This window comes from bacterium SCSIO 12827, from assembly GCA_024397995.1.
Classification (GTDB): Bacteria; Pseudomonadota; Alphaproteobacteria; order Rhodospirillales; family Casp-alpha2; genus UBA1479.
This window is the reverse complement of sequence record CP073746.1, coordinates 1361375-1373688: the sequence shown is the minus strand read 5'-3', so window position 1 is coordinate 1373688 and position 12314 is coordinate 1361375. Positions and strand designations below refer to the sequence as shown.

The 12314-nt window shown below is 63.8% G+C and carries 10 protein-coding genes; 3 read left to right on the top strand and 7 right to left on the bottom strand.

The genetic code is table 11. The features are described 5' to 3' along the window. Positions 1-116: 116 nt before the first annotated feature. The 7 genes from KFF05_06470 to KFF05_06440 all read right to left on the bottom strand — a co-directional run bounded on the left by KFF05_06470 (position 117) and on the right by KFF05_06440 (position 8700). Positions 117-899 carry an aldolase gene (locus KFF05_06470; protein UTW53000.1) on the bottom strand — a complete coding sequence of 261 codons (783 nt, stop codon included), beginning with the start codon at positions 897-899 and terminating at the stop codon, positions 117-119. A 34-nt stretch (positions 900-933) separates the two neighbouring features. Continuing rightward, on the bottom strand, positions 934-2025 hold the full coding sequence (locus KFF05_06465; GenBank protein ID UTW52999.1) for an ABC transporter ATP-binding protein: 1092 nt from the start codon (positions 2023-2025) through the stop codon (positions 934-936). A gap of 15 nt (positions 2026-2040) precedes the next feature. Next, positions 2041-3801, bottom strand: coding sequence for an iron ABC transporter permease (locus KFF05_06460; GenBank protein UTW52998.1), 1761 nt, complete (start codon positions 3799-3801; stop codon positions 2041-2043). Continuing rightward, complete coding sequence (locus tag KFF05_06455) at positions 3798-4850, bottom strand: extracellular solute-binding protein (protein UTW52997.1); 1053 nt, start codon at positions 4848-4850, stop codon at positions 3798-3800. The genes KFF05_06460 and KFF05_06455 overlap by 4 nt, the downstream gene beginning before the upstream one ends. A gap of 321 nt (positions 4851-5171) precedes the next feature. After that, positions 5172-5789, bottom strand: a complete 618-nt coding sequence (locus KFF05_06450) for a helix-turn-helix transcriptional regulator (GenBank protein UTW52996.1) — start codon at positions 5787-5789, stop codon at positions 5172-5174. Between the two features lie 140 nt (positions 5790-5929). Beyond that, the gene (serA, locus tag KFF05_06445; GenBank protein ID UTW52995.1) at positions 5930-7504 is read right to left on the bottom strand and encodes a phosphoglycerate dehydrogenase; all 1575 of its coding nucleotides are present in this window, start codon (positions 7502-7504) and stop codon (positions 5930-5932) included. Positions 7505-7518: 14 nt separating this feature from the next. Further along, complete coding sequence (locus KFF05_06440) at positions 7519-8700, bottom strand: phosphoserine transaminase (protein UTW52994.1); 1182 nt, start codon at positions 8698-8700, stop codon at positions 7519-7521. Between the two features lie 195 nt (positions 8701-8895). Between KFF05_06440 and KFF05_06435 the strand changes: the two genes are divergently transcribed. From KFF05_06435 to KFF05_06425, 3 genes are read left to right on the top strand one after another with little or no spacing between them, the layout of a single operon-like run. Next, positions 8896-10011, top strand: a complete 1116-nt coding sequence (locus KFF05_06435; GenBank protein UTW52993.1) for a chemotaxis response regulator protein-glutamate methylesterase — start codon at positions 8896-8898, stop codon at positions 10009-10011. 4 nt (positions 10012-10015) lie between these two features. Further along, entirely contained in the window at positions 10016-11008 is a 993-nt protein-coding gene (locus KFF05_06430) for a phosphotransferase (GenBank protein ID UTW52992.1), read from the top strand. Beyond that, entirely contained in the window at positions 11005-12306 is a 1302-nt protein-coding gene (locus KFF05_06425) for a phosphopyruvate hydratase (GenBank protein ID UTW52991.1), read from the top strand. The genes KFF05_06430 and KFF05_06425 overlap by 4 nt, the downstream gene beginning before the upstream one ends. Positions 12307-12314: the final 8 nt, after the last annotated feature.

Sequence of the window (12314 nt, the reverse complement as noted above, 5' to 3'; positions counted from 1 at the left end):
ACGATGTCCCCAGAAAACACGATACAGATCTAATATTCAAACTTTGTTACGAGAGGAGTGTGTTCCCGGACCGCCGCCACCGGCGGAACAGGCCCGGGAACACCCCGGGTGTCCGGTCAGTTCAGGCAATTCGGGTCCGCCTTGAGAGCGCGGCGGGCGTAATAGTGGAACGTGGCCCCCAACGGTTCCGGCTTAAGGCGATAATCATGCGCGGCCCGGGCGTGCTTGGGCTCCAGGTCCTGGATCGTACCCGCCGACATCGCCAGTAATTGCAGGCGCGCCGCCTTCTCGATGAACATCGACATGATCGCCGCTTCCTCGACCGTGCCGCAGGCGCAGAGTTGTCCGTGGTGAGCCAACAGGATCGACCGCTTGTCGCCCAGGGCTTCGGAAATGATGGCCCCTTCCTCATCGCCGATGGGCGGGCCGGGCCAATGGTCCAAATAAGCGCAATCCTCATAGAACATGCCGGTGTCCATGTGCGAGACCTTCAACGGCACACCGATCATGGACAGGGCCGACACATAGGGCGGGTGGGTATGCATGATCGAGCGCACATCCGGCCGCGCGCGATAGACCCAAAGGTGAAACCGGTTCGACGGGTTGGGCATGCCTTCGCCCTCAAGCACGTTCAGGTCGTTATCGACGAGAATGAAATCGCTCGCCTGGGTTTCCTCCAATCCCAGACCGAAGCGGGCCGTCCACATGGTGCTGGGGTCATCGCCGCGCGCCGTGATCTGCCCGGCGATGGCGGATTCGTGCCCCGCCTCGGCAAGCATGCGGCAACTGAGGGCCAGCTTTTCGCGCACCGACCAATCGGGGACCAGAAGATGCTTCTTCATGTCCGCGGTCGCCCGCGCCTCAAACGTGGTTTTTTCTTTGAACTTGGGTTGTTCCATAGACGTTTTCCTTTGTTTGCGCCGCCAGACGCCGTTATCCGACAAGCCAGGAGCATTTTCCCGGATCGAAGGCGACGGTGACGGCCTCCTCGGTATTGAAATCGTTTGATGCGTGGAGACTGACCCGCAAATCGTCCGACGCCCCCACCCGCACTTGATAATCGACGCTCGCCCCCAGATAGGTGCGGGAACTGATCTGACCGTGAAACCCCGTGGCTTCGCCGCCCCGGCCCAGGCTCATGTCTTCCGGCCGGATGCACAGGAATCCCGCCTCGCCCGGTTTCGGCCGGTGGTCGACGGCGATGTCCGTGGGCACCTGAAAGCGCCCGGCGCCGTCCAGATCGATCGTGAACTTGCCATCGGATACGTCGACGACGGCACCCGCGATCAGGTTGCTCTGGCCCACGAAATCGGCGACGAAGCGGGTCCGCGGGCGGCCGTAGATTTCCGCCGGTGTGCCGATCTGGTCGATCATCCCGTTCTCCATGACGACGATCTGATCGGCCAGAACCATGGCTTCGGACTGGTCATGGGTGACATAGACGGTGGTCAGCCCCAGAGTCCGCTGCAATTCCTTCAAGTCGAATCGCATCTGTTCACGGAGACGGGCATCCAGGTTGCTGAGCGGCTCGTCCAACAACAGCAATTTCGGTTCAATGACGATGGCTCGGGCCAGCGACACCCGTTGCTGCTGTCCGCCGCTGAGCATCCCCGGATAACGGTCTGCCAGACCGTCCAGCTGAACCAGGGCAAGCGCGTCATGGACCCGTCGGCGTTCCTCGTCCTTTGACACGCCACGCAGGTTAAGGCCGTAGGCGACGTTATCGTAGACGGTCTTATGGGGCCACACGGCGTAGCTTTGGAACACCATGGCGATACCCCGCTTGTCGGGCGGAATGAAATGGCCCCCGGCGGCGACGCATTGTCCGTCGATGTGGATTTCCCCCTCGTCTGGTGCGAGAAACCCTGCGACCATGCGCAGGGTCGTCGTCTTGCCGCATCCGCTGGGTCCCAGGAAGACCCAGCATTCACCCTCGGCAATGTCCAGGGATACGGATTTAACCGCCTGGAAATCCCCGAAGGTCTTGCTGACGTTCTTGATTTCCAGTTTGTAGCGTTCGCTCATGTCTATCGGTCCTTGTTACGAATTGTCCGGATCAGACCAAGCCCGCCGCAAATGATGCGCGGCCGCGACCACGATCAAATTGACGACGAACACGATCAGCGACAGCGCCGCCATGCGCCCGTTGTCGCCCTCTTCCGCGAACTCATAGATGATGACGGCGACCACTTCGGTGCCGCCGCCGGACAACAGAACGGAACTGCCGAATTCACGCATCATCAGCACGAAGACGATCAATCCGCCGGAAATGATGCCGCTTTTGATCAGCGGCACGGTGATGTCACGAAACGCCCGGTGCCAGGACGCGCCGAGAATTTCCGCCGCGTCGGACAGTTCCGGATTGACCTGCCGCAGGCCGATCCGGGCGTAGTTGAAGACGACCGGCAGGCCGTGGATCGAATAGGACAGCAGCAGGATCCACATGGTTCCGTAAAGCACCAACGGCCCGTTCGAAAACGCGTAGATCAAGGCCACCGCCAGGGCGACGCCCGGAAAGCTGAAACAGGCCATGACCAGCAAGGTGAGAAGCCCCCGTCCCGGCAGCTTGGTGCGCTCGACAAGCCAGGCCGCGATCACCGCCAACACCATGCAGACGGTCGCCGCGCCGGCGGCCAGGATCAGACTGTTGAGGATGGCATCCTGCGCCGTCGACCCCAGTAGCACGTTCTTGAAATGCTGCAGCGTCAGATTGTCGAACCCGACCGGATTGCCGAACGTGCGTTTTAACGAGGTCACCAGCAGCGCCAGGAACGGCAGCAGGATGCTGGCCGCGATCACCGTGAAGGACAGGCCGCTCAACACCCAGCCGAGGCGGCCGAGCCGAACCCGGTCGCGCCGGCCCGAGATGCCGCCGACGGTGACGTAGGTGCGGTTGCCGATGGCCATCCGCTGTATCAGCACGCAGAGCCCGACAATCAGGATGATCGGCACGGCGGTGGCCGCCGCCATTTCGTACTGGGGCGGAAACTGGAACAGGGAATAGATGCGCGTAGTCAGGGTCTCGACATGGACCGGCAGGCCGACGATGGCCGGCACGCCGAAGTTGACCGTCGATTCCAGAAACACCAGGGCACCACCCGCCAGGACCGCTGGCAGCACCAGAGGTAGCGTCACGGTAAAGGTCGTCCGCAGCTTGCTGGCGCCCAGCATGGCCGCCGCTTCCTCCATCGCCGGATCGATGTTGTCCAGCGCCGTACACACGGCGAAGAACACGTAGGGATAAAGGTAGAGGGAAAACACGAAGATGATCCCACCCGTCCCGAAGATGTTGAAGGGCGAACTTTCCAGGTCGAATAGCCAGCGGATGAACAGGTTCAACTCACCCCCGCCGGGGCCGAGCAACAGGATCCAAGCGATGGCGCCAAGGAAACTGGGCGTCGCGAAGGTCAGCATGGTCAGGACCCGGATCGTTCCCCGATACGGCATGTCGGACCGCGACACGCCCCAGGCCATGGGCACGGCCAGGACAACGCAGACGGCCAACGTGCCCAAGGAAATGATCAGGGACGATTGGAACGCCGCATAGAAGGCCGGATCGGTGATCATGGCCTCGTAGACGGAAAGCGTCAGCGCACCGGTTACAGGGTCCTGGATCCCCCGAACCAGCATCAGGCTGAAGGGGTAGATGAGAAAGTATCCCAGAACGGCGACACAACCGGCCAGAAGCAGCGCCTTACCCCGTTCGTGACGGATTTTGCGAAGCGCGGCGACGGCGAGGCCGGAGGAGATCCCCCGGCCTCCCGCGGCGGAGGAAGGAAGCAACGAAGCCGACGACGTCATTTGCGCGTCGCTTCACGCATGGTTTCGGTAAACTTGTTGTTCTGTTCCTTCTTGTTCACTTGCAACCAAGCGAGGTCCGGGTTCATGAACTTGAGGGATTTCAGCGGCGGCGCGCCCACGGGCGGGTCGACGTCGGTGCGGCTGGGATAGTACATCCGCGTCGCCAGATAAGCCTGATGTTCCTTCGACATCAGGAAATCCATCCACAACTTCGCCGCGTTGACGTGTGTGGCGGTTTTGAGAATTCCCGCATCCCAGGTGAAGAACGGCACTCCTTCGCTGGCGTAGACGACGGCCAGCGGCTCGCCCTTGGCCTTGAACTCCTTGATGTCCGCGTCGACGGCCAGCACCCCGACATGGGCCTCGCCCGACAACAACAATCGCGGCACGGCGCCGATGCTCTGCACGATCAGCGGCTTCTGCGCGGCCAACTTTTCGTAGAATTCCCAGCCGTACAGGTTGGCTAGGACATTGACCCCCATGGTCGTCGATCCCGAATAGTTGGGATCGGAATGGGCCAGTTTGCCCGACCATTTCGGATCGAGAAGGTCCTTGAAGCTTTTCGGCGCGTCCTCCGCCTTCACCAACCGGGTGTTGTAGACGATGACCTCCGTCACCGGCGACGCGGTGACGATCTCCCAATCCTTATCCTGCAGGAAACCGGCGATGTTGTCGCCACCAGCTGGCTTATAGGCCATGAACAAGCCCTGCTCTTTCCACAGGCGGAAGGTCGCCGGGTCCCAAAGATCGACGACATCGGCCTTGTAGGCCCCGGTCTTGCGTTCGGCTTCGATCAACTGAATCGTTCCGCCCGATCCCTTGCGGACGAAGGTCACCTTGATTCCGTATTTCTTTTCGAACTGCTTGACGGAATCCGCGATGACCTTGCGCTGCATGGCGGTGTAAAGGACTAGCTCCCCTTCGGCCTTGGCCGCCTTGACCAACGCGGGGGCGCTGTCCGCCGCCGCCGGGGCAGAACCCCAGGCGAACGCAGCAAGAACCGCCGCTATCAGACCACGGCGAAATTTTCGTTTTGGTATGAGAAACATGGCAACCTCCTGTTTGTTGAAACATGGGTTGCGAAGGTGGTGCCGCGGCCGTCCCAAAATTCCTTGAGACAGGCAAAATTCGCCTTCAACGATACGTTTCGTTCCATCAACGTCCGTACCCTTCTTCGCCCCCAATGACAGCACACCCAAATCATGTCTAGCATCAATGACACACTGTGTCACTACTGACACATCGTATCCTGTGGATAAGTTCACAGATGCGCACGCGCCGCCGCAAGGCGGCATAGCGGTCGGCTCCAAACATTGTTCAAGTGCGGGAAAGGGGCCGGGATGCGATAAAACCCGGTGGGCATCACGATCTTAGCCGGTGACGACAACCAAGACTTCGGCGTTCACCGCGCCCACGGACCGTGATCGGTGGGGCAGATGGGATTCAAAATATATTGAATCCCCGGCTTTCAAGATGAAGCGCCGGGCCGGGAACTCAATCTCGATTTCCCCCGACAGCACGAATATGAATTCTTCACCCCGGTGTTCGAACAGACGGCGGCCCTCGAATTCGAAGGGGGGGCGCATGATGAACGGTTCCATGGTCTTGAACCGTTTGCCGCCGGACAGGAGTTCATAGTTGTAACCGCCGGCCCCGCCGCTCGGTCCCATGAAGGCCTCGCGTTCGCTCTTGCGGACGACATGTACGGTCTGGTCGCCCTGTTCGGCTCCCAGCAATTCACCGATGCTGACACCGAAGCCGTCGGCCACCTTCATGGCCGTGGAAATGGACGGTACGGACAGGCCCCGTTCCACCTTGGACAGGTAGCTCTTGGTCAATCCGGATACGGTGCCAAGCTGATCGAGAGACATCTCGCGCTGGCGACGCATGAACCGAATGCGCGCACCGATACCGGCGATCTTGTCGGAAAGGTCCGCCCCCGCGACGCCAAAGCCGCCCGCATCCGGGCCTGCCCGTTTCGTCGTCATTTTCGCTCAATCCGCACGATGCCCCTCGGAAAGCTGCTTTATGTTGCGGTGACGTACACCAGCGAGGGTATGGCAAGTCAATATAATTCTGCCCGTGGAAGCTCGCCCGAAGGCGCGCCAACGCCGGTGCGCCGTCAGCCTCAGAACTTCATCGCCTGGGCGATCATGACATGTTCCAGCCCCTGGATTTTGGCCAGAACCGTGGGCGGCGGAGCCTCGTCCACTTCCAACAGCGCGATGGCGTCACCGCCGGCCTGGGCGCGGCCCAGGTTGAAGGTCGCGATGTTGATGCCGGCATCGCCCAACAATGATCCCAACGCCCCGATCAGGCCCGGTTTGTCGTAGTTGGTGATGTAAAGCATGTTCCTGCCCAGGGTCGCGTCGATGGGGATGCCCTTGATCTCGACCAAACGCGGGCTGTCATGGAACAGGGTACCGGCAAGAGACCGGGTCTGGTTTTCCGTCGTCACCGTCACCTCGATGCGGGAATGAAATGCCCCCGCGTCGTCGGTCCGCACCTCGCGCACTATGATGTCGCGGTCCTTGGCGATGGTCGGCGCGTTGACCATGTTGATGCCTTCCATGGAGGGCCCCAGAAGCCCCTGCAGAACCACGGCGGTCAGCGGCTTGCAGTTCAGTTCGCCGCATACCCCTTCATAGGAGATCGTGACCTCGCGGATGGCCGAGCGCGTCGCCTGCCCGGCGAAACTGCCAAGCTGCTGGGCCAGGGTCATGTAGGGTTTCAGGCGCGGCGCTTCTTCCGCCGTCACCGACGGCATGTTGAGCGCGTTGGACACGGCCCCATCCAGAAGATAATCGGCCATCTGTTCGGCGATCTGCACGGCCACCTTTTCCTGGGCTTCCGTCGTGGCCGCCCCTAGGTGCGGCGTGGCCACCACCTGGTCCATGCCGAACAGCGGGCTTTGCGTCGCCGGTTCTTCCTCGAACACGTCGATCGCCGCCCCCGCCACATGGCCGCTGTCCAGCGCCGCCTTGAGGGCGGCCTCGTCGACCAGGCCGCCGCGCGCGCAGTTGATCAGGCGCACGCCCTTTCGCGTCTTGCCAAGCGCATCGGCGTCGATGATATGGCGCGTGGCGTCGATCAACGGCGTGTGCAGGCTGATGAAATCGGCGCGGGCCAGAAGCTCGTCGAGGGTCACTTTCTCGACCCCCAGTTCCGTCGCCCGGTCTTCGCCCAGGTAGGGATCGAACGCGATAACCCGCATTTTCAACCCCTGGGCCCGGTCGGCGACGACCGAACCGATGTTGCCGCAGCCGATGATGCCCAGCACCTTGCCCGTGATCTCGACCCCCATGAAGCGGGATTTTTCCCACTTTCCGGCATGGGTCGAGGCGTTGGCCGCGGGGATGTCGCGGGCCAGGGCCATCAGCATGGCAATGGCGTGTTCCGCCGTGGTGATGGAATTGCCGAACGGCGTATTCATCACCACGATGCCCTTGGCCGTAGCCGCGTTCAGATCGACATTGTCGACGCCGATCCCGGCGCGGCCGATGACCTTCAGGTTTTTGGCGGCCTCGATGATCGGACCACGCACCTTGGTCGACGAGCGCACGGCCAGGCCGTCATAGTCCCCGATGATGGCGGACAGATCCTCGGGCGAAAGGCCCGTTTTCACGTCCACTTCGATCCCGCGGCGTTGGAAGACCTCCGCCGCAAGGCCCGACATCTTGTCGGAAATCAGCACTCTTGGCATGACGGTTTCCGCCCTTAGGCGGCTTCACCGGCAAGCTCGGCGCGGATCTGGTGGAACGACCACTCGATCCAGGGAAACAGGGCCTCCAGGTCCGAGGTCTCCACCGTGGCGCCGCACCAGATGCGGAAGCCCGGCGGGGCGGCGCGGTGTTCGGAGAAGTCGTACCCCGCCCTCTCGGCCTCGCACATCTTGGGAATGCGGCGCAGCGTCTTGCGCAGGTCGTCCTCGCTCAGGCCGTTGAAGGCCGGGTCGACGATCTTCAGCGTCACCGAAGTGCAGGACCGCACCTTGGGGTCGGTAGCCAGGAAGTCGATCCAGGGCGTACGCTCGACCCAACGGCTGAGGGCTTCGAAGTTCGACTGCACGCGGCCCAGCAGAACCGGCAGGCCGCCGATGTCCTCGGCCCAGCGCAGACCGTCGAGCGCGTCCTCGACACAGAGCAGCGACGGCGTGTTGAGGGTCGCCCCTTCGAACGGCTCGGGATTGATCTTGCCGTTCTTCTTCATGCGGAAGACCTTGGGGATGGGCCGATCCGGATGGAAGGTGTTGAGCCGTTCCACCGCGCGCGGGCTCAGCGCGATCATGCCGTGCGCGGCCTCGCCGCCCATGACCTTCTGCCAGGACCAGGACACGGCATCCAGCTTGTCCCAGGGCAGATCGACGCCGAAGATGCAGGACGTCGCGTCAACCAGGGTCAGGCCGCCACGGTCGGCGGGAATCCAGGCCCCACGGTCGGGTACCATGACGCCCGACGAGGTGCCGTTCCAGGTGAACACCACGTCGTTGTTGAAATCGATCTGGGACAAATCCGGCAGTTCGCCAAAGGGGGCGGTGAAGGTGCGCAGGTTGTCCAGTTTCAGTTCCTGAACGCCGTCCTTGGTCCATTCATTACCGAAGTTTTCCCAGGACAGGATATCGACGCCGCGTTCGCCCAGCAGGTTCCACATGGCGGCCTCGAAGGCGCCGGTGTCGGAACCGGGCAGAATGCCGACGTAATAGTCGTCGGGAATGCCCAGAATCTTGCGGGAACGGGTGATGACCTCGTTCAGCTTCGCCTTGCCCGTGGCATGGCGGTGAGAACGGCCGAGAAAGGCATCTTTAAGGACATCTACGGTCCATCCGGGGCGCTTGGCGCAGGGGCCGGACGAAAAGCACGGATTGGCCGGGCGGGTGCTCGGCTTCTGAGGAACTGGCATCGAATTTTACTCCCTTCGCTTCCAGAAGGGTCCGATCCCGTTGGGGGGACCTGGCCCATGGCGGGTATACGCCCGTTGCCCGGCTCCGGTCAATCACCACCCGCAGGGGAGGCACCGTTTGGCCGCCGCACGCCATTGTCTCGCCCAAGTCCAGCGACTATGGTCGGACAAAACGAGGAAACGAGCATAGCCGCAATGGCGGACAGCATCACCAGCACTTCAGGCACCCCTTCCGGTGCGATCCAGGCCATGGTCGTCGGCACATCGGACGTTGTCGCGGAGCCCGTCAAGACGGTGCTGCGCGACCTGGACGGAGTCGATGTTGCCGCCGAGGCGACGGACGGCATCGATGCCGTGAGCCATCTGCGCCGCCAGGCCATCGACGTGATCTTCATCGACATCGGCGACGCCAAGGTCAAGTTGGCGACCGATTTGTCGCGTCTGCTGAAGGTCGACCCCGACGCCCAGGTCGTGCTGGTCGCGACCCTGACCTTCGCCAACGTGAAGAACGCCATGGCCGGCCTGGTCGCCGGCGCCGCCGAATTCATCCAGGCACCGTCCCGCCACACGCCGCATATTGCCGAGCCCGAATTCACCCGCCAGATCGCCGAGTTGTCCCTGGGCCTGGGCCGGGCACGCCGCGACAAGGGCACCCGCGTGATCGCCCCGCCGCCGGCCGCCCATCGCTTCGAACACCAACCCTCCGGGGAGGTTCGCCAACGTCGTCCCCATGTCCCGAAAGCCATCGCCATCGCCAGCTCGACCGGCGGCCCGCAGGCCCTTTTTGCCCTGTTTAAGGACCTGCCCCGTAACGTTACCCAGCCGATCTTCGTGACCCAACACATGCCCCCCGGGTTCACGACCGCGCTCGCCGAACACATCACCCGGCGCACGGGATGGCCCTGCGCCGAAGGCAAAGACGGTGATCCGATCAAGAACGGACAGGTCTATATTGCGCCCGGCGGATTCCACATGGTCCCGACACGAAACGCCGGCAGGGTGCAAATCAAGATCGACGACGGGCCTGAGGAAAATTTCTGCAAACCCTCGGCCGAGCCCATGATGCGCGGGCTGATCGAGGCCTATGGCGCGGAAAACATCCTGTTCGTCGTGCTGACCGGTATGGGATCGGATGGCAAGGTGGGGGCCAAGACCGTCGCCGACGGCGGCGGCACCGTCGCCGTGCAGGACAAGGACAGCAGCATCGTCTGGGGCATGCCGGGGGCGGTGGCGGCCGCCGGGGACTGCCACGCAATCCTGCCCTTGGGCGATCTGTTCAAATTCATCGCCCAAGCTGCCGCAGGGAAATAACACCATGAATACCACCAATGCGGATGACTTCCTGACGGCTTTCCTGCGTCAAAGCGGCCTCGCCGCCCCGGATGAAACCCCCGCCTATACGGCGCTGGCCGGCGGCGTGTCATCGGACATCTGGCGCGCGGACCTGGCGCGCGGGCCGGTCTGCGTCAAACGCGCCCTGGCCAAGCTGAAGGTCAAGGCCGACTGGTTCGCGCCGGTCGAGCGCAACGCCTTCGAAGTCGCCTGGATGGAAACCGCCAACGGTCTGCAGCCCGGCATCGCCCCCCGCGTGCTGGCCCATGACGCGGACCAGGGCGTGTTCGCCATGGCCTATCTGGAGCCAGAGGCTCACCCGATCTGGAAAGACGAACTGCACGCCGGACGGGCGGACCCCGCCTTCGCGCGCAGGGTCGGGGAATGCCTGAAACGAGTTCACGCCGGGACGGCGGGCGACGACGGCGTGGCCCAGCGGTTCAGGACGGACGAAACCTTCTATTCCATTCGCCTGGAGCCCTATCTGATCGCCACGGGCGGCGCCCATGCGGACCTCGCCCCCCGGATGGAGGCCCTGGCCAAGACCACGGCGTCACACCGCGAGGCCTTGGTACATGGCGACGTCAGCCCCAAGAACATCCTGGTCGACGGGGCCGAGCCGGTGTTCCTGGATGCCGAATGCGCCTGGTACGGCGATCCGGCCTTCGACCTGGCCTTCTGCCTCAACCATCTGCTTTTGAAATGCCTGTGGACGCCCGCCGCGACGGACGGGTTCCTCGCCTGCTTCGACGCGCTGGCCGCCGGATACGCCGCCGAGCCCGCGATCGAGGCCCGGGCCGCCGCCCTGCTTCCAGCCTTGTTCCTGGCCCGCGTGGACGGTAAGTCTCCCGTCGAATACATCACCGCCGAAGCTGAGCGCGACCGCGTGCGGCGCACGGCCCGACCATTGATCACCACACCGCCGCCAATTCTGGCGGACGTCCGCCACGCCTGGGAAAGGGAACTCCGCCAATGACGGCCTCCTCCGCCACCACCATCACCGCCGTCAAGGCCCGCCGCGTTTGGGATTCCCGGGGGCGGCCGACCGTCGAAGCCGACGTGACCCTGGCCGGCGGCGCGCTCGGCCGGGCCATCGCGCCCGCGGGGGCGTCGCGCGGCAGCAATGAAGCCATCGACCTGCGCGACGGCGGCCCCCGGTTCGGCGGCTGGGACGTGACGGATGCCCTGAAGCAGACCAACGGCGCCATTGCCAAGACGCTGACCGGCATGGATGCCGGCGATCAGGCGGCCGTGGACCAAGCGTTGATCGCGCTGGACGGCACGCCCAACAAGGCCAACCTGGGCGGCAACGCGACCATCGCCGTATCCATGGCGGTGCTGCATGCCGCCGCCGCGCAAGCCGGGCAGCCCTTGTGGAAGTACCTTTGGGATCAGGGCGGCACACCGGGCCTGCCGCTGCTGCCCCTGCCGGAAATTCAGATCTTCGGCGGCGGCGCCCATGCCGGGCGGCGCATCGACGTGCAGGACTTCATGGTCATCGCCACCGGCGCCGACGACTATGAACAGGCCCTGGCCTGGACCGCCGAGGTCTATATCGCCGCCGGCAAGATCATGGCCGAACGCGGCGTGCTGCAGGGCGTCGCCGACGAAGGCGGCTTCTGGCCCGCGTTCGACGCCAACGAGGACGCCGCCGAAACCCTGGTCCAGGCCATCGAGAAGGCCGGGCTGAAACCGGGGGAGCAGGTCGCCATCTCGCTCGACATCGCAGCCTCGGAATTCGGCAAGGGCGGGCGTTACCGCCTGGCCCGCGAGGACCGCGACATGTCGCGCGAGGAATTGGCCGAGATGCTGCTGGGCTGGGTCGGCCGCTATCCCATCGTGTCCGTCGAGGACCCCATGAGCGAAGACGACGCGGAAGGCTTCCTCGCCTTCGCGAAGGCCGCCCCCAAGTCATTGCAGATCGTCGGTGACGACTTCCTGGTGACCAACGCGGGCCGGGTCCAGGCGGCGGCCCGTGACGGCGCCCTCAACTGCGCCCTGATCAAGCCGAACCAGGCCGGCACGGTGACGGAAACCAAGGCTGCCTTCGACGCCGCCCGGGATGCCGGGATCGGCGCCATCGTGTCCGCCCGGTCGGGCGAGACCGAGGACGTGACCATCGTCCATCTGGCCGTCGGCTGGGGGGCGAAGCAATTGAAGGTGGGGTCGTTCACGCGGTCCGAACGCATGGTGAAGTGGAACGAAGGCCTACGGGTCGCCGACGCCATCGGCTCCGCCGCCCTGCCGCCCCGTTCGGCCTTTCCCTGGGGTTAGGCCGACCG

What these genes read in the sequence shown, in the direction of transcription:
- KFF05_06450 (UTW52996.1), bottom strand. Translation starts at nt 5,789, where the DNA reads ATGACGACGAAACGGGCAGGCCCGGATGCGGGCGGCTTTGGCGTCGCG.
- KFF05_06435 (UTW52993.1), top strand. Translation starts at nt 8,896, where the DNA reads ATGGCGGACAGCATCACCAGCACTTCAGGCACCCCTTCCGGTGCGATC.
- serA (UTW52995.1), bottom strand. Translation starts at nt 7,504, where the DNA reads ATGCCAAGAGTGCTGATTTCCGACAAGATGTCGGGCCTTGCGGCGGAG.
- KFF05_06430 (UTW52992.1), top strand. Translation starts at nt 10,016, where the DNA reads ATGAATACCACCAATGCGGATGACTTCCTGACGGCTTTCCTGCGTCAA.
- KFF05_06455 (UTW52997.1), bottom strand. Translation starts at nt 4,850, where the DNA reads ATGTTTCTCATACCAAAACGAAAATTTCGCCGTGGTCTGATAGCGGCG.
- KFF05_06440 (UTW52994.1), bottom strand. Translation starts at nt 8,700, where the DNA reads ATGCCAGTTCCTCAGAAGCCGAGCACCCGCCCGGCCAATCCGTGCTTT.
- KFF05_06460 (UTW52998.1), bottom strand. Translation starts at nt 3,801, where the DNA reads ATGACGTCGTCGGCTTCGTTGCTTCCTTCCTCCGCCGCGGGAGGCCGG.
- KFF05_06425 (UTW52991.1), top strand. Translation starts at nt 11,005, where the DNA reads ATGACGGCCTCCTCCGCCACCACCATCACCGCCGTCAAGGCCCGCCGC.
- KFF05_06465 (UTW52999.1), bottom strand. Translation starts at nt 2,025, where the DNA reads ATGAGCGAACGCTACAAACTGGAAATCAAGAACGTCAGCAAGACCTTC.
- KFF05_06470 (UTW53000.1), bottom strand. Translation starts at nt 899, where the DNA reads ATGGAACAACCCAAGTTCAAAGAAAAAACCACGTTTGAGGCGCGGGCG.